Here is a 17,664-nt window from a genome sequence, read left to right as displayed (position 1 = left end):
TACGGCTCGAGGGCGCCCGCCGAGCGGGCTGTGGCCGACGCGTCCAACGCCCGCTTCCGTGGGCAGCTTCACAGCTCGGGCAGGATTGCGCGGGGATGGGGTGAAACGTAGCTTGTACGCCTGCTGTACGGGTCAAAGCGCGTGAAAGGTGCTCCCGGTGGGACGACGCGAGAAGCCGGTCGACCCTGATGCCGGTCCCATACAGCGGCTCGCGCATGAGCTGCGTGTCCTCCGGGAGAAGGGCGGGAAGCCGCCGTACCGGGAGATGGCCAAGCGCGCGGGCTACTCCACGACCGCGCTGTCCCAGGCGGCGGCCGGTGAGCAGTTGCCGTCGCCGGCGGTGGTGCGGGCGTATGCCGAGGCGCTGGATGCCGACCCCGACGAGTGGGAACGGCGCTGGCGGGAAGCGGACGCCGAAGTCCGGGCACCCGCGCCGGACGAGAGGCCGCCATACCGAGGGCTGGCCCGCTTCGAGCCGGACGACAGTGATCTGTTCTTCGGCCGGGAGGCGCTCGTCGCCGGACTGGTGGAGCTGGTGCGCGAGCACCGGTTCGCGGCGGTGTTCGGGCCATCCGGCAGCGGGAAGTCGTCGCTGCTGCGGGCGGGGCTGATTCCGAGGCTGCGGCAGGCGGCGAGGGCGGAGCGGCCGGCGGTGATCCGTGTGTTCACCCCGGGTGAGCGGTCCGCGCGTACGCATGAGAAGGCGCTCGTCCCGCTGGACGGCGACGGGGAAACCTGGGTGATCGTCGACCAGTTCGAGGAGCTGTTCACCCTGTGCCACGACCGCGAGGAACGGGACCGGTTCCTCGACCTGCTGCTCGCCGCGCGACGACCGGGGAGCCGGCTGCGCGTGGTGATCGCGGTCCGCGGCGACTTCTACGGGCACTGCGCCGACCACCGTGAGCTGGCCGAGGCCGTCTCCCGGGCCAATCTGCTGGTCGGGCCGATGAGCCGGGACGAGCTGCGCGAGGTGATCACCGGCCCGGCCACCTCTGCCGGTCTGAACGTGGAACGTGCTCTGACCGCCGGGATCATCGGCGAGGTCGTCGACCAGCCGGGCGCGCTGCCCATGCTGTCCCACGCGTTGCTGGAGACCTGGCGCCGCCGCCGCGGCCGGTTGCTGACTCTGGCGGCGTACGAGGAGACGGGCGGTGTACGTGGCGCGATCGCCGCCACTGCTGAAGAGGTGTACGGCGGGCTGTCGGCGGAGCAGGGGCGTATCGCTCGGCGGATCCTGTTGAGGCTGATCGCCCCTGGTGACGGCACGGCCGATACCCGTCGCCCCGCGTCCCGGGCCGAGCTCGGCAGCGGTGCGCAGGACGCGCTGGAACGCCTGGTCGTCGCCCGTCTGGTCACCCTGGACGGCGACACGGTGGAGCTTGCGCACGAGGCGCTGATCACCGGCTGGCCGCGCCTGGCGGGCTGGATCGAGGAGGGCCGGGACCGGCTGCGTACGCAGCGCAGGCTCGGCGAGGCCGCCCGCGCCTGGGAGGAGCTGGAGCGCGACCCCGGCGCGCTCTACCGGGGTACGCGGCTGGCACGGGCTGAGGAGCTGTTCGCCCGGCAGCCGGACGACGGCCTCACTCGGCCGGAGCAGCCCGACGACGACCTCACCCCGCTGGAGCGGGCCTTCCTCACCGCTTCCCTCGCCGCCCGGGACGCTGAGCAGGAAGCCGAGACCCGCACCGCACGACGGACGCGTTCCCTGACCGTCGGTCTGTCCGTGTTCCTCGTCCTTGCGCTGGCCGCCGGACTGGTCGCCTGGCAGCGCGACCGGGTGAGCCAGGAAGAAGCCGCCAAGGCCGCCGCCCGCCGCCTGGCCACCGTGGCCGACAGCCTGCGCTCCACCGACCCGCGTACCGCATCCCTGCTCGGGGTCGCGGCGTGGAGGATCGCCCCGCTCACCGAGTCCCGCTCGGCACTGCTGGGCGCTCTGGCGCAACCGGAGCGCAATGTCTTCACCGACCCCCTGGCCGGGAAGGGCGTCCGGCGTTTCCTCGCCGACGGCGGCCGGACCCTGCTCAGCGTCGACGGCACCGCGGTGACCGCCCGGAACGTGGCCGACCACAAGGTCACCGCCACCTACAGCCTGCCGAGCGGTACGGAGGTGGGCAATGTCGGGCCCGACTCCCGGTTTCTCGACGTCATCGGGCCGGACGGGGGCGAAAGGCTGTGGGACCTTCCGCTGGGGAGGTCTGCCTCCGAGTTGGGCGACGCTTCACTGCTGGAGGGCAGCGCGTCCGACGGGAGCGCGTACCTCACCGGGCCCACGGACGGCCCGGGCACGGTACGGCTGCACCGTACGGACGACGGCAAGGTCCTCTTCAGCACCGCCCTCACGCGCACGCTCTCCACGGCGGCCGTCAGCCCCGGCGGACGTCTGCTCGCGCTCTGCCCCGCTGACGGACCGCTCGAGCTGTGGGACACCGAGGGCGGCAAGCAGCTGCCCGGAGATTGGGAGAAAGCGGACAAGATCCTGTGTGGCACCGGCTCCGGCGCGGACAACGGCCCGCGCCTGCTGCGGTTCAGCGCTGACGGTCGGCGGCTGGCCGCCGCCTACGGCACCGACGCCCTGATCTGGGACGTCCGCAGCGGACGCACGCTCGGCGACTTCACCAGTGGCGGGATCACCGGCTTCACCCAGGCCGCACTCTCCCCCGACGGCGAATTCCTGGCCACCGCGGACGACCACGAACTCGCCGTGTGGCGACTGTCCACCGGCGGTACGCAGGTCTTCCACCGGCAGCTTTCCAAGGATGAGGCCATCGGGCTGACCTGGGACCCGGGCAAGCCTCGCCTCCTGCGCTACCTCGCCAGCGCCACGGTCCACACCTTCGACCTGACCGACCACCTCACCCCGCGGTGGCAGAGCACTCCGGTCGACGCGAGCGTGCTCAGCCCGGACGGCGCCTCCCTGGCCACCGTCACCCGGTCCGGCGGCGGCTACCGCTTCGAGCTGCGTTCCACGGGTGCGGGGACGGTCCTCGCCCGCGCGAGGCTCGGCGCGCTGCCGAGCCTGTCCGACGAGGAGATGCCCCGGCTGGCCTTCAGCCCGGACGGCGATGCGCTGGCCGTCGCCGACACCGTGTCCTCGGGCGGCTCACTGCGGCTGCGCTTCACCGTGTGGGACGTGGACGCGCACCGGGTGCGTACGGTCTTCGAGACCTCGGGCGCGGCCGACCGCCCGGCCACCGCCCTCGCCCTGGGGCCCGGCGGCCGTACGCTGCTGGCCGTCCGCTCTGCCGCCGGCAGCGACGGGACGGAGATCTGGGACACCGAGAACCACCGGCGGTCGGGGACCGTGCAGGGCTTTTCCGGGGAGGTACTGGCCGCGCGGCCGGACGGAGATCTGCTCGTGAGCTCCGACGATCAGTACGCCGATCCAGGGACCGGAGACGTCACCGGGCGCGCGCTCGCCGACGGCCGCCAAGTCACCGCGCTGGCGTTCAGCCCGGACGGCACCCGGCTCGCCGTCGGCGACTCCACCGGGCACGTCACCCTGTGGGACGGCGACGTCCGGCACCGTACGGGTGCGCTGACCGGTACCTCCGACACGGCCTCCCAGGGCGAGCCGGAGAGCGTGGGGGCACTCGCCTTCTCCTCCGACGGCGGCACGCTGGCCGTGGGCGGGGCGAGCGGAACCCTGCGGCTGTGGGACACCGAGGGGCAGCAGCTCCTCGGGACGGACTTGCCCACGCCCGGCGACGAGATCCGCTCCCTCGCCTTCGCCGAGGACGGCGGCACGGTCTACGCCGGCGGCCTCCATGTGCCGCTCCAGCGTCTCCCCGTCGCCCCGGACCGGGCCGTCCGCACCATCTGTGCCCGCACCGGTGGCGGACTGACCGAGGCACAGTGGCGGACCTACGTCCCTGACGCGCCGTACGAGCAGGTGTGCGCCAAAAACGGCTGAAGCGTCTGGAATCGATATAAATCGACCCGGGACTGATTGTTCAGGGTGGCTCTGTGCGTCGCTGAAAAACGCCTCTGACCTGAACGATCAATGACCAGAACGACCGCGGCGTCCCGTCGGCGGCGTCCGCCCGTCTCCTCAGTCAGGTTCTGGTCTCATGCGCACTCGCACTCTGGTCCCCTCGCTTCTGCTGCTCGGCGCCCTCTCCTTCACGGCGGCCTGCTCGTCCGGTTCGGACGGCTCCTCGGGCACGGGATCCGCCGACGGGCGGCCCGGATCCACCCCCACCCCGTCGCCGGTCCGCAGTGTCGACCCGTCGAAGATCAAGGGTCTAGAGATCGTCAGCGACAGCAGCGAGCAGAGTTCCTGCCCCTTCGCGACGAGCTACCCGGACGTACCCGGAGCGGAGGCGATGACGGCCGCGATGAAGAAGGACGTGGAGGAGCGCCTGGCCGGCTTCCGCTCGGGAGGGTGCGAGGACAGCGTGGAGGGCCGCGAGCTCAACATCAGCCATCATTTCCTGGTCGCCTCCGGCGACGTCCTCGGCGTACGGCTCAGCACACACGACCACACTGGCGCGGGGCCCGGGCTGTCGACCAAGACGTACTGGTACGACGGCAAGGCCGGCGCGTACGGCACGGCCCTCGGACTCGTCGACGAAGGCTCCCGGGACGCCTTCGTCGCCGCCTTGAAGGATCAGCTCAAGGGCCGCGAAGGCTTCGACCCCGACCTCTTCGACGCCACGCTCTCCGAGGACTCCATCACCGCCGCCCTGGACGACATGACTTTCACCGCGGACGGCGGACTGCGAGTGACTTTCGACCGCAGCGAGGTGGGCGTCCCGCCCGCCGGGAGCTTCATCGTGGCCCTGTCCAAGGAGACGATCACGCCTTGGCTGTCCGGGTTCGGAAAGCGCGTCCAGCGGCAGACCGTGAAGCCCAGCCGTTCGCTCGACCTGGGCGCGGCACATGTCCCCGAACCGGCCGTCCCGACCCACACCGCCACCGGCGACGACGACACCGACTGCAAGAAGGTCAAGTGCGTTGCGCTGACCTTCGACGACGGGCCAGCGGCGCCGGAGACCGCGACCCTGCTGACCTACCTCGCGGAGTACAAGGCGCGCGCCACCTTCTTCACCACCGGCCAGAACGTCGCCGCCCACCCCGAGCTGGTGCGCGCCGAAGCGAAAGCCGGACACGAGGTCGGCAACCACTCCTGGAACCACCCCGATCTCACCAACCTCACCCCCGAGCAGGTCGCCTCCCAGCTGGGCCGCACCAGTGCTGCCATCAAGGCCGCCACCGGTAAGGCTCCCTCTGTCTTCCGCCCGCCCTACGGCGCGATGAACGCCCAGGTGAAGTCCGCGACCACGCTCTCGCCGGTGATGTGGGACGTGGACACCGAGGACTGGAAGTACCGCGACGCCGACAAGGTCGCCCGGACCGTCATCGATCAGACGCAGCGCAACGACGTCGTCCTGATGCACGACATCCACCCCACCTCGGTCGCCGCGGTCCCGCAGATCCTGCGCACGCTGACGGCCCAGGGCTACCGCTTCGTCACCATCAGCCATCTGCGCGCCACCCTCTGAACCACCGAGCAGCCCTTCCGCATAGGTGAGTCCGGGGCGCTGTTTCACGTGAAACAGCGCCCCGGACTCACCTTCAGCGGCACTACACCGCCACCAGCGGCATGTCCTTCCGCCACTTGAGGATCTTGTCGAAGCTGACCACCGCGCCGCCTCGCCCCGGTTTGTTGCCGATCTGGACGTGGTCGGCGAGCTCCTCGATCAGGCACAGGCCTCGGCCGTGCTCGGCGTCGCTGGGTGCGGGACGGATGGGGGCGCGCCTGCGTCCGGAGGGAAAGCCTGGGCCGGAATCGGTCACCTCGATACGGCACTTCTCGCCGTCGAGATAGGCGGTGACCCGGAAGGCCTCGGCCGACTGCCCTTCGGAGGATTCGCCTCCGTGCTCGACGGCGTTGGCGCAGGCCTCACTCAGGGCGACGGAGAGGTCGTACGAGATGTCCGGATCCACCCCTGCTGTCTCCATAGTGCCGATCAGGAGACGTCGGGCGAGCGGGACGCTCGCGGCTTCGCGCCGGAGATGGAGTGACCACCAGATGCTCATGCTCCAGCCTCCTGGCCGCGGCTCGACATACCGTTACGTATTGCCCCAAGGAGCGGACTGTAAGCGTGAGATTGACGTGATGCCGCCCATACGGCGGATGTGCTGGCGGCTGCGATCGGTGTAGATGAGGGCGACTTCCACCAGAACGTGACCTTCCGGGCCGTACGGACCTTGCGGACCTGCCGTATGGAGCGGGTGGGCCCAGTGCGATGATGAGCCCGCAATGAGTGCTCCCCGACTACGTGCACGCACCGGAGGTGATCTCCGGGTTCCGAGGGCCGCGATGTTCGCCGCGGTCTGTGTCGTGCTGGCCGGGGCCGGGCACGCGGTCGCCTCCTGCGAAAGCATTCCGCTGTGGTCGCTGGGGACCGGATTCCTCGCCGTCTTCGCTGTCGCGGTGCCGCTCGCCGGGCGTGAGCGCTCGCTGCCGGGCATCGCCGCGCTGATGACGGCCGGCCAGACCGCGCTGCACATACTCTTCGGGATCGGGCAACACGGCACGGCGGCTGAAGCCGGGAGCATGGACGCCTCGCTCGTGGCGCGGGCCGCGCGGCTCGTGTGCGGCACGTCCGTCGCGGCGATCAGCCCGGCACAGGCCCAGCGGATCCTCGCCGACGCGGGGATCGCCCCAGGCACAGGCACGGGCGCGAGCACCGGCGCGGGGCAGTCTGGGCACCACCACGCCGCGGACGCCATCACGACCGCCGGGGACCCCTCGGTGTCGCTGCTTCCCTCCCTGCCCATGCTGCTCGGCCACGTTCTCGCAGGCCTCGCCGCCGGGTGGCTGCTGCGCCACGGGGACATCGCGTTGCGGCGCCTCATGCGGTTGTCGGCGCACGGAGAGGGACCGGTCCGCGCGCTGCGCCGGGCACTCGCGCTCGTACGGGCCCTGCTGGCGGGGCTTCCGGGTACACCCGAGGCGGCGCCCTGCGTGCCGCGCGCCACACAGCTCGGGCCACCGGCCCCGCGTACGACCGTTCTTCAGCACTCGGTGATCAGACGCGGACCGCCGTCGGACGCGGACCTCGTCCTCGCCGCCTGACGCGACGCACCGCCACTCCCAGGGGTGCCGTCATGCGGCACGCGCGCGTGCTCGTCATCTCGGATACGCAACCCCGTTCTTTCACCGAACCAGTGCTGAAAGTGGAGTACTCCCTGCCATGAAGGCTTCCCGTATCGCCGCCGCCGGTGTCGCCGCCGCCACGGCCGTCCTCGTCCTGTCCGCCCCCGCCTTCGCGCACGTCAGCGTGCAGCCGGAGGGCACGGCCGCCAAGGGCGGCTATGCGACGGTCAACTTCAAGGTGCCGAACGAGCGCGACAACGCCTCGACCACCAAGATCGAAGTGAGCTTCCCGACCGACCACCCGCTCGCCTCGGTCATGCCGGCGCCCGTCGACGGCTGGAAGATCGACGTCACCAAATCCAAGCTCGCCAAGCCCGTCGAACTGCACGGCGAGAAGCTCGACGAAGCCGTCAGCAAGGTCACCTGGACCGCCGACGGCAAGGGCATCGAGCCCGGCTACTTCCAGAAGTTCCCGCTCTCCATCGGTGCGCTGCCCGAGAACACCGACGCGCTGGTGTTCAAGGCGATCCAGACGTACTCCAACAAGGAGGTCGTGCGCTGGATCGAGGTCCCGCAGGAGGGTCAGGAGGAGCCCGAGTCGCCGGCGCCGGTGCTCGCACTGTCCGCCGCCGAGGACGGCCACCACGGCTCGGCCGCCTCCGACACCGATTCCGGTGACGCCGATGACGCCGAAGCCGCCGCCAACGAGTCGACCGAGCAGGCCGCCGCCTCCTCCGACACCAGCGACACCACAGCCCGCGTCCTGGGCATCGTGGGCATCGTCGTCGGTGCGGGGGGCGTCGCGTACGGCGTTCTGGCCAGCCGTCGGCGTTCCGACGCCTAAGGACCAACACCCCTCCGGTGCGTGCCCTCGGGGTCGTACATCGCCGTACGACCCCGGTCGGGCCGCAGCTCTCACATCTGGGACATTTTCCTATGCGCAAGAAGACGTTCGCCGCTGTCCTGGTCGCCACGGCCGCACTGAGCCTGACCGCCTGCGGCAGCAGCGACAACAGCAGCTCGCCCGTCGCCGAGGTGTCCGTCGAGACCGGCCCGGAGAAGGCCGCGACGGTCCTCGACAAGCCGTTCGAGAAGCCGGACCTCGTCCTCACCGACACGCAGGGCAAGTCGTACGACCTCCGCGAGGCGACCAAGGGACAGCCGACGCTGATCTACTTCGGCTACACCAACTGCCCCGACATCTGCCCGCTGACGATGAACAACATCGCCGTCGCCAAGAAGCAGCTGCCCAAGGCCGAGCAGGACAAGCTCCGCATCGTGTTCGTCACCACCGACCCGGAGCGGGACACGCCCTCCGAGCTCGGCAAGTGGCTCAAGGGCATCGACCCCGCCGTCGTCGGCCTGACCGGCTCCTTCTCCACGATCCAGGGGAGCGCCCGGCAGCTCGGCATCTCCCTGGAGCCGCCGACGAAGGACAAGGAGGGCAAGGTCACCTCCATGCACGGCACCCAGGTCGTCGCATTCTCGCCGAAGACCGACGCCGGCTATGTGCTGTACGGGGAGGACGCCACCGTCGACGACTACACCAAGGACCTCCCCAAGCTGATCAAGGGGCAGACACCGTGAGGCGTCCCATCGCACCGGCCGTCGTCATGGCGGGCTGCCTGGCCCTCGCAGGCTGCGGCGGCTCGGCCGACGGCACCGACGCAGCCCCCGACCTGTCGGTCCGGTCCGCCTACATGCCCCAGCCGGTCACGGAATCCCTGGCGGCCGGTTATCTGACCGTCGTCAACAAGAGCGACAGCTCCGACGACCTCGTCTCCGCCACCAGCGACATCGCCGAGGACGTCAGCGTCCATGAAACGTCCGGTCAGACGATGAAGGAGGCCGGCCCGCTGAAGATCCCCGCGGGCGGCCGGCTCGTCCTCGAGAGCGGCGGCAACCACCTGATGTTCGAGAAGCTGAAACACAGGCCCAAGGAGGGCGAGACGGTGTCCGTGAAGCTGCGCTTCACCAAGACCGACCCGATCACGGTCGAGATGCCGGTGAAGTCCGCCACGTACCAGCCGACGTCCGCGAAGTCATCGTCGACGTCGTCGAATTCGCACCACTGAGGGAGGGACCACCGTGAGGCAGGCCATCGCTCCCCGCGTACGGATCCTGTTGTTGCTGCTCCTCGCCGTCACCGGCGCACTGTTCGCCCAGGCCGCGCCCGTCTCCGCGCACGCTGCGCTGACCGGGAGCGACCCGCAGCAGGGAGCGGTGGTCGACCAGGCGCCCTCCCAGGTGTCGCTCACCTTCTCCGAGAAGGTCGCGATGTCCGACGGCTCGATACGCGTCCTCGACCCGAAGGGCAAGCAGGTCGACACGGGCAAGACCACCGACCTGGGCAGCAACACGCACGCCGTGAACCTGCACGAGGGCCTGCCCGACGGCACGTTCACCGTCACCTACCAGGTGGTGTCGGCGGACAGCCACCCCGTCGCGGGGGCCTTCACCTTCTCCGTGGGCGCGCCCTCGAAGACCTCCGTCTCGCTGTCCGACCAGGAGGCGGGCGGCGGAGTCGTGGGCGGACTCTATGATTTCGCGCGCTATGTGTCGTACGCGGGATTCGTACTCTTCGTCGGCGGCGCGGCCTTCGTCCTCGCCTGCTGGCAGCGCGGCGCCGGGGTACGGCCCATGCAGCGCCTTGTGGTCTCCGGGTGGCTCGCACTCACCGCGGCCACGCTCGCCACACTGCTGTTGCGCGGCTCCTACGCCGGCTCCGGAAAGGTCGGGGACATCTTCGACCTGAGTCTGCTCAGCCAGGTGCTGCAGACCAAGACGGGCGCGGCGCTGGTCTCCCGGCTGCTGCTGCTCGCCGCGGGCGCGCTGTTCATCGCCGTACTCTTCGGGGCCTTCGAGAAGCGCGAGGACGAGAAGGAGAAGCAGGACCTCACCTTCGGGCTGGCCATCGGCGGATCCGTCGTGGCGGCGGGCCTGGCCGCGACCTGGGCCCTGGCCGAGCACGCCTCGAGCGGCATCCAGACCGGGATCGCGATGCCCGTCGACGTCCTGCATCTGCTGGCCGTCGCCGCCTGGCTGGGCGGCCTGTCGGCACTGCTGGTGGCCCTCTACCGCGCGCCGTCGATCGAGTCGTCCGCCGTACGCCGCTTCTCCGGCGTCGCGTTCGGCAGCGTGGCCGTCCTCGCCGCGACCGGGATCTACCAGTCGTGGCGGCAGCTCGGCTCCTGGTCGGCGCTCACCGATACGTCGTACGGGCAGCTGCTGCTCGTCAAGATCGGGCTGGTGGCCGTGCTCGTCGGCGTCGCGTGGATCTCCCGGCGCTGGACCGCCCGGCTGACGTCGGCTCCGGAAGCCAAGCTGGAAACTTCGGACGCTGAAGACCTCGAAGACGCCGAGGAACATGTGAACGAGAAGGAACCGGCCGCCGCACAGGTAGGCGGCGGTGACAGCAAGCGTGCGGCCCAACTGGCCCGGCAGCGGGCCGCCGTGGCCACCGCGCGCGAGAAGCGTACCCGCGACGCCGACCCGCGACGCTCCGGCCTGCGCCGCTCGGTGCTCGTCGAGGCGGGCGTCGCCGCGGTCGTGCTCGCCGTGACCACCGTGCTGACCACCACCGAACCCGGTCGCACGGTGGAGGACGCCAAGGCCGCCACCGCCGCCTCCCAGCCGGAGTCCGCAGCGCTGTCCCTGGAGATGCCGTTCGACACAGGCGGCCAGGACGGCAAGGGCGTCGCACGGCTCGAACTCGACCCGGCTCGCGTCGGCGGAAACGACATGCACGTCTACGTGGAGCGGCCCAACGGCAAGGCCTTCGACATTCCCGAGGTCAAGGTCGCCCTCACTCTTGAGGCGAAGGACATCGGACCCCTGCCCGTGGTCCCCGACCGCATCGCCACCGGACACTGGACGGCGAGCGGGGTGCAGATCCCCATGACCGGCAACTGGAACATCGCGGTCACCGTGCGGACCTCCGACATCGACCAGGTGACCGTCGACAAGAACGCGCAGATCGGCTGAACGACACCATGGCTGAACAGTCCACTCCGGATGCGTCTCCGCCGACGCCCTCTTCCAAAGGAGACGCTTCCAAGGAGGGTGCCGTAGGAACGGCCTCTCCCAAGGAGGCCTCTTCCGGAAATGCCCCTCTTAGGGAGGCTGTTTCCCAGAAGCCCTCTCCTGGAGGGGCCATTTCGCGGCGGCGGCTGATCGGTACCGCCGGTGCCACCGGGCTCGCACTCGGTGCGGCGGGCGGGGCCGCCGGTTATGCCGCGGCGCCCTCCGCCGACCAGGCCGTGCCCCTCAGCTCGCTCGGCGCGGACGAGGTGATGTTTCACGGGAAACATCAGCCGGGCATCACCACCGCCCTCCAGGCACGCGGCCATCTCGTCGCCTTCGACCTGACGGCGGGTGTGGGCCGCAGAGAGGCCGCCGCGCTGCTGCGCCGCTGGTCCGCCACGGCCCAGCGGCTGATGGCGGGCGAGGCGTCGGGCAGCGAGGACACGGATGTCGCACGCGACGCGGGCCCCTCGTCCCTGACCGTCACCTTCGGCTTCGGACACAGCTTCTTCGCCCGTACGGGACTGGAGAAGCAGCGCCCCATCGCCCTCGACCCGCTGCCCGACTTCTCCTCGGACCACCTCGACAAGGCGCGCAGTGACGGCGACCTGTGGGTGCAGATCGGCGCGAACGACGCTCTCGTCGCCTTCCACGCCCTGCGTGCGATCCAGAAGGACGCCGGATCGGCGGCCCGGGTCCGCTGGCAGATGAACGGCTTCAACCGCTCGCCCGGCGCCACCGCGCAGCCGATGACGGCACGCAACCTGATGGGCCAGATCGACGGAACGCGCAATCCGAAGCCTTCCGAAGCGGACTTCGACCAGCGGATCTTCGTACCCGACTCGGGCGAGCCCTCGTGGATGGCCGGGGGCTCCTACGCCGTCGTACGCCGCATCCGCATGCTCCTCGACGACTGGGAGAAGCTCTCACTCAAGGACCAGGAGGACGTCATCGGGCGACGCAAGTCGGACGGGGCACCGCTGACCAGCGGCACCGAGACCACCGAGCCGAAGCTGGAGAAGACGGACGCCTCCGGCAAGCTCGTCATCCCGGTCAACGCGCACGCGCGCATCACGCGACCCGACCAGAACGGCGGCGCCGCGATGCTGCGTCGGCCGTTCTCCTTCCACGACGGCTTCGACACGGACGGCGTACCGGACGCGGGCCTGCTCTTCGTCTGCTGGCAGGCCGACCCGCTGCGCGGCTTCGTACCGGTGCAGCGCAAGCTCGACCGGGGGGACGCGCTGTCGGTATTCATCCGGCACGAGGCGAGCGGGCTTTTCGCGGTGCCGGGCGGGGCGGCGGAGGGGGAGTACGTGGGGCAGCGGTTGCTGGAGGGATGAGGAGAAGCCTCCTGGGGCGGTCGGGGCCGGAAGCGTGAGTCCTGACTGTGTACGGCCCATTAGGGTGAGGCCATGCCAGCCAGCTACGCGTATCTCGGCCCCGAGGGCACCTTCACCGAAGTCGCCCTGCGCACACTCCCGGAGACCGCCACCCGGGAACTCGTCCCGATGGTGTCCGTACCCGCCGCGCTCGACGCGGTCCGAAGCGGCGAGGCCGAGGCGGCTTTCGTACCGATCGAGAACTCCGTCGAGGGCGGCATCACCACGACGCTCGACGAACTGGTCGCCGGCGAGCCGCTGATGATCTACCGCGAGGTGCTGCTCTCGATCACCTTCGCCCTGCTGGTCAGGCCGGGCACAAAGCTCTCGGACGTCAAGACGGTGACCGCGCACCCGGCCGCCCAGCCGCAGGTGCGCAACTGGATGAAGAACAACCTCCCCGACGTGATCTGGGAGTCGGCCGCCTCCAACGCGGACGGCGCGCGCCTGGTGCAGGAGGGGCGCTACGACGCGGCCTTCGCGGGCGAGTTCGCGGCGGAGAGGTACGGCCTGGTGCCGCTGGAGACCGGGATCCACGACGCGGAGAACGCGCAGACCCGGTTCGTCCTGGTGGGCAGGCCCGCCCGGCCCGCGGCGCCGACCGGCGCGGACAAGACGTCCGTGGTCATCTGGCAGAGCGACGACCACCCCGGTGGGCTGCGCGATCTCCTGGGCGAGTTCGCCGTCCGCGGCGTCAACCTGATGCTGCTGCAGTCCCGGCCGACCGGTGAGGGCATCGGCAACTACTGCTTCGCCATCGACGCCGAGGGCCATATCGCGGACCGCCGGGTGGGCGAGGCGCTGATGGGCCTCAAGCGGAGGTGTCCGCAGGTGCGGTTCCTCGGGTCTTATCCGCGGGCCGAAGTCGACCTCCAGGACGTACGCGCGCCGGAGGCCGGTACGTCCGACGGCGAGTTCGCGGCGGCCTCCGACTGGCTGGCGCGCTGCCAGGACGGCCGGTTCTAGCCGGTCCTACCAGCCGCTCTTCTTTATCCCCAGAAGTTATCCACAGGCCTCGTTCTCGACCTGGGGACAAGTCGACAACGAGGCGTGATGCAGTCGATAAATCGCCCTACGCTCCCCCAAGTGAGTCCACGGCCTGCAGGTCACCCTTCATCTACCCGTTTCCCTCAACTCGCCCTTCGAGGCGAACCATTTCCACTCGAAAGCGGACATAGAGGGGGCCTGGTTCGGGAGTTTTTCGTCCCCGCGTGCCGCCTTCGGAACGATCACCTCTGAAGTCCACAGATCTTTCGCACAGCCTGTGGATAACTCTCCGAGGGCATGGATACCTGTGGACAACCGACTCCCCAAGTGTCCCTCAGCACAAGGGAATCGGGTCAACTCGCCGAATCCCAGGTGCCCCATACAGGGGATTTTGCCTACTTTCACTGACACAGTTGATCAATTCCCGCATACGTACTGCATGCGCACTGGAAGGGATAGATCGAAATACCGGGTCGTGGGCCCGAACCCCACACCGGTAGCCTTGAGGGGTGATTGACCTTCGCCTGCTCCGTGAGGACCCCGACCGTGTGCGTGCGTCGCAGCGCGCCCGTGGAGAGGACGTCGCGCTCGTCGATGCCCTGCTCTCCGCCGACGAGCGGCGCAGGTCGTCCGGTGTCCGCTTCGACGAGCTGCGCGCCGAGCAGAGGGCGCTCGGCAAGCTCATCCCCAAGGCTTCCGGCGACGAGAAGGCCGAGCTGCTGAAGAAGGCGGGCGAGCTCGCCGCAGACGTCAAGGCGGCCGACGCGGCGAAGGACGAGGCCGCGGCCGAGGCCCAGGAGCTGCTGCTCCAGCTGAGCAACCTCGTGCACCCCGACGTCCCGGTCGGCGGCGAGGAGGACTTCGTCACGCTGGAGACGCACGGCACGATCCGCGACTTCGCGGCCGAGGGCTTCGAGCCGAAGGACCACCTGGAGCTCGGCACGACACTCGGCGCGATCGACGTCGAGCGCGGCGCCAAGGTCTCCGGCTCGCGCTTCTACTTCCTCACCGGCGTGGGCGCCCTGCTGGAGCTCGCGCTGGTGAACGCGGCGATGGCGCAGGCCACGGCCGCCGGCTTCACGCCGATGCTGACTCCGGCGCTGGTCCGTCCGCAGGCCATGGCCGGTACGGGGTTCCTCGGCCAGGCCGCGCAGGACGTGTACCGCCTGGACAATGACGACCTGTACCTGGTCGGCACCTCCGAGGTGGCGCTCGCCGCGTACCACATGGACGAGATCATCGACGGCGACCGCCTCCCGATGCGCTACGCGGGCTTCTCGCCGTGCTTCCGCCGTGAGGCCGGTTCGCACGGCAAGGACACACGCGGCATCTTCCGGGTGCACCAGTTCGACAAGGTCGAGATGTTCTCGTACGTCGACCCGGCGGACTCGCGGGCCGAGCACCAGCGCCTGCTGGACTGGGAGAAGCAGTGGCTGACCTCGTTGGAGCTGCCGTTCCGGGTGATCGACGTGGCTTCGGCCGACCTGGGGTCCTCGGCGGCCCGTAAGTTCGACTGCGAGGCGTGGATCCCCACCCAGGGCAAGTACCGCGAGCTGACGTCGACTTCGGACTGCACGGAGTTCCAGTCGCGCCGCCTGGCGATCCGTATGCGTGACGGCAAGACGGTGAAGCCGCTCGCGACGCTGAACGGCACGCTGTGCGCCGTACCGCGCACGATCGTGGCGATCCTGGAGAACCATCAGCAGGCCGACGGCTCCGTACGCGTGCCAGAGGTGCTGCGGCCGTTCCTCGGTGGCCGGGAGATCCTGGAGCCGGTCGCCAAGGCCGCCAAGTGAGCGACTCCGCTCCCGCCTTCCCGTACAAGCTCGTCGCGACCGACCTCGACGGAACGCTGCTGCGCTCCGACGACACGGTCTCGGAGCGCACCCGTGAGGCGCTCGTCGCGGCCACCGCGGCGGGCGCCGCGCACATCGTCGTCACCGGGCGGGCGGCGCCCTGGACCCGCCACATCCTCGACGAACTCGGGTACGACGGGATCGCGGTGTGCGCTCAGGGCGCGCAGGTGTACGACGCGGGAGCGCACCGGCTGCTCACCACGCTGACCCTCGACCGGCAGCTGGCCGCTCTCGCGCTCGCCAAGATCGAGGCGGAGGTCGGCGCGCTGGCCCTGGCCGCGAGCCGTGACGGCCTCGACGGCGATGTGCTGATCGGCCCCGGCTACCAGGTCCAGGGACTGCTGCAGGCCGTCCCGTTCACCGACCTCGCGGAGCTGTGGGCGGAGCCGCTGACGAAGCTGTACATCCAGCACCCGCGTCTGACCGACGACGAGCTCGCGGACGCGGCACGTCAGGCGGCGGGCGGTCTGGTGTCCATCACCATGGCGGGCGAGGGCATCGTCGAGATCCTCCCCCTCGGTCTCTCCAAGGCCACGGGCCTCTCACTCGCGGCCCGCCGTCTGGGCGTCAAGGCGGCCGAGACGATCGCGTTCGGCGATATGCCCAACGACATCCCGATGTTCGGCTGGTCCGCGCACGGCGTGGCCATGGCCAACGCCCATGAGGAACTCAAGGCGGTCGCCGACGAGTTGACCCTGTCCAACGAGGAGGACGGGATCGCGGTGGTACTGGAACGGTTGCTGGGCTGAGCGCGCAACGCTGCCGCTGTGGACCTGGCACATCACAGCGGCAGCGTTCCGGCAACGTCGGGAGGGGCGGCCCGCGCGAGATGCGCGCTCGAAGCGGCCGCCCCGGGCAGCTCCCCGTGCGGGACGGACTCGACGGAGCGGTAGCTACTCCGGAGTGCGCCGCGGGCTGCCCTGTCGGGAGCTCGACGGACTGCTACTGATGGGCATCGTCGCGCTCCTCTCCCAGAATGCGGCGCCGGAGGAACCCGGCGACCTGGACATAACTACTCTGCCCGTACGCCGAGTTGGGCGCCACCGAATAAAAAGGCACTCCAGGTAGAAGCGCAGTAGAAGCGCAGTAGAAGCGCACTCCAGGCGGGGCGGCCCGGGAGCGGCTACCGCCGGCGCCACCTGCGTCGTCGCGCCTTGCTGAAGAACCAGCCCGCGGGCGGCTCGTCGGACCGCCAGGGCTGTGGCTCAGGACCTCCATTGCGCCAGCGGGCCGCGAGCATACGGGCGCGTGCCGACGGCTCGGCCGTCTCGGCGGACCGTATGAAGTCCTCGTCCAGGACGAGTTCGTCCCAGGTGTCTTCGGACTCCCCCTGACCGTCGCTTCGCGGTGCCTGCCTTGCCATCCCCGTTCCTCCTTGTCGTGCATCCCCTTTGGACAAGTGTGCCGTTGTGCGTGTAAAGCCGATCTCAAGATCAAAAACTCCGCGTCGCAAGAGGCCCCGCACCACACGGTCCTCGCAGCGCGAAAGGCTCCACGCGCGCGTGGACCCCTGGCATCGGGCACGCGCGCGTGGAGCCGCCCCGACTCCCCGGAGCGCTTGGACCGACCGGCGCTTGGAGGGCGGTCTTACTCCTCGCCGGCCAGTGTCAGCGTCCGCAGCTTCTGCCCCGCGAACCATGTGGCGGCCACGGTCACCACGATCAGCAGCACCGTCCCGGTCGCCAGGCCGACGTCGGAGGTGACGAGATCGGCGCCCGTGACCTCGTGGGCCACGGCGAGCGACCACTGCTGGACGCTGAGCGTGCGCGCCCCGGACACCAGCGTCCCGAAGAGGGCCTCCCATACCAGGGCATAGACGAGCCCGAAGACCACCGCGTGCCGTGTGACGGTGCCGAGCAGCAGGAAGAGGGCGGCGTACGCGATGGAGGCGACCAGCGCGGCCACGGTGTAAGCGACGGCGATCTGCTGCCCGTTGCCGTTGAGGATCATTCCCGCGAGGAACGTCGGGAGCGCGGAGAACGCCATGGTCACGGCGATGGCGACGATCAGCTTGGTGAAGATGATCGTGGGGCGCTTGATCGGCTTGGCGAGCAGATACACGACGGAACCGTCGTCGATCTCCGGCCCGATCGCGCCCGTACCGGCGATGACGCCGATGATCGGGACCATGGTGGCGAGCGCGAACCCGCCGAGGAGGTTGACGGCCACCTGGTCGTCGGTGCCGGTGAAGGCACGGACCGCCACGGAGAGCACGATCAGCAGCAAGGGCAGCGCGCCCAGGATGAGGGCCCGGCGGCGGCCGAGCAGGGCCCGGTAGGTGAGCCGGGCGACTGTGGGGTCGTACATCTTGGCC

General features: G+C 70.1%; 14 protein-coding genes. 11 read left to right on the top strand and 3 right to left on the bottom strand.

From position 1 onward, the window contains the following. The first annotated feature begins 157 nt into the window (after nucleotides 1-157). Both IEZ21_RS13745 and IEZ21_RS13740 read left to right on the top strand, forming a co-directional pair. Entirely contained in the window at nucleotides 158-3,910 is a 3,753-nt protein-coding gene (locus IEZ21_RS13745; protein ID WP_189322142.1) for an nSTAND1 domain-containing NTPase, read from the top strand. A 157-nt stretch (nucleotides 3,911-4,067) separates the two neighbouring features. Further along, entirely contained in the window at nucleotides 4,068-5,501 is a 1,434-nt protein-coding gene (locus IEZ21_RS13740) for a polysaccharide deacetylase family protein (RefSeq protein ID WP_189322141.1), read from the top strand. Between the two features lie 82 nt (nucleotides 5,502-5,583). Here IEZ21_RS13740 and IEZ21_RS13735 read toward each other — a convergent pair whose 3' ends face one another. Continuing rightward, nucleotides 5,584-6,039 carry an ATP-binding protein gene (locus IEZ21_RS13735; RefSeq protein ID WP_189322140.1) on the bottom strand — a complete coding sequence of 152 codons (456 nt, stop codon included), beginning with the start codon at nucleotides 6,037-6,039 and terminating at the stop codon, nucleotides 5,584-5,586. 223 nt (nucleotides 6,040-6,262) lie between these two features. Between IEZ21_RS13735 and IEZ21_RS13730 the strand changes: the two genes are divergently transcribed. The 9 genes from IEZ21_RS13730 (at nucleotide 6,263) to IEZ21_RS13690 (ending at nucleotide 16,099) form a co-directional block, all read left to right on the top strand. Beyond that, nucleotides 6,263-7,081 carry a hypothetical protein gene (locus IEZ21_RS13730; RefSeq protein WP_189322139.1) on the top strand — a complete coding sequence of 273 codons (819 nt, stop codon included), beginning with the start codon at nucleotides 6,263-6,265 and terminating at the stop codon, nucleotides 7,079-7,081. A gap of 118 nt (nucleotides 7,082-7,199) precedes the next feature. Then, nucleotides 7,200-7,946, top strand: coding sequence for a YcnI family copper-binding membrane protein (locus tag IEZ21_RS13725; protein WP_189322138.1), 747 nt, complete (start codon nucleotides 7,200-7,202; stop codon nucleotides 7,944-7,946). A 92-nt stretch (nucleotides 7,947-8,038) separates the two neighbouring features. Next, nucleotides 8,039-8,689, top strand: coding sequence for an SCO family protein (locus IEZ21_RS13720; RefSeq protein WP_189322137.1), 651 nt, complete (start codon nucleotides 8,039-8,041; stop codon nucleotides 8,687-8,689). After that, nucleotides 8,686-9,177 (top strand): copper chaperone PCu(A)C, encoded by a 492-nt coding sequence (locus IEZ21_RS13715; protein WP_246567684.1) that lies wholly within the window; start codon nucleotides 8,686-8,688, stop codon nucleotides 9,175-9,177. Before IEZ21_RS13720 ends, IEZ21_RS13715 begins: the two co-directional genes overlap by 4 nt. Nucleotides 9,178-9,190: 13 nt before the next feature. After that, nucleotides 9,191-11,086: a copper resistance CopC/CopD family protein gene (locus IEZ21_RS13710; protein ID WP_189322136.1), complete on the top strand. Its 1,896-nt coding sequence runs from the start codon at nucleotides 9,191-9,193 to the stop codon at nucleotides 11,084-11,086. A gap of 8 nt (nucleotides 11,087-11,094) precedes the next feature. After that, the gene (gene efeB, locus IEZ21_RS13705) at nucleotides 11,095-12,468 is read left to right on the top strand and encodes an iron uptake transporter deferrochelatase/peroxidase subunit (RefSeq protein WP_189322135.1); all 1,374 of its coding nucleotides are present in this window, start codon (nucleotides 11,095-11,097) and stop codon (nucleotides 12,466-12,468) included. 72 nt (nucleotides 12,469-12,540) lie between these two features. Continuing rightward, complete coding sequence (pheA, locus tag IEZ21_RS13700) at nucleotides 12,541-13,473, top strand: prephenate dehydratase (protein ID WP_189322134.1); 933 nt, start codon at nucleotides 12,541-12,543, stop codon at nucleotides 13,471-13,473. Nucleotides 13,474-14,003: 530 nt separating this feature from the next. After that, entirely contained in the window at nucleotides 14,004-15,290 is a 1,287-nt protein-coding gene (gene serS / locus IEZ21_RS13695; protein WP_189322133.1) for a serine--tRNA ligase, read from the top strand. Next, nucleotides 15,287-16,099, top strand: coding sequence for an HAD family hydrolase (locus IEZ21_RS13690; RefSeq protein ID WP_189322132.1), 813 nt, complete (start codon nucleotides 15,287-15,289; stop codon nucleotides 16,097-16,099). The genes serS and IEZ21_RS13690 overlap by 4 nt, the downstream gene beginning before the upstream one ends. 374 nt (nucleotides 16,100-16,473) lie before the next feature. Here IEZ21_RS13690 and IEZ21_RS13685 read toward each other — a convergent pair whose 3' ends face one another. Next, nucleotides 16,474-16,713, bottom strand: coding sequence for an SGM_3592 family protein (locus IEZ21_RS13685; protein WP_033321251.1), 240 nt, complete (start codon nucleotides 16,711-16,713; stop codon nucleotides 16,474-16,476). Nucleotides 16,714-16,937: 224 nt separating this feature from the next. Next, nucleotides 16,938-17,657: an ABC transporter permease subunit gene (locus IEZ21_RS13680; RefSeq protein ID WP_189322131.1), complete on the bottom strand. Its 720-nt coding sequence runs from the start codon at nucleotides 17,655-17,657 to the stop codon at nucleotides 16,938-16,940. Between the last annotated feature and the right edge of the window lie 7 nt (nucleotides 17,658-17,664).

Source organism: Streptomyces flaveus (genome assembly GCF_014647675.1).
Taxonomy (GTDB): Bacteria; Actinomycetota; Actinomycetes; order Streptomycetales; family Streptomycetaceae; genus Streptomyces; species Streptomyces flaveus.
The sequence above is the reverse complement of the archived record's forward strand: the minus strand, read 5'-3'. Positions and strand labels throughout refer to the sequence as shown.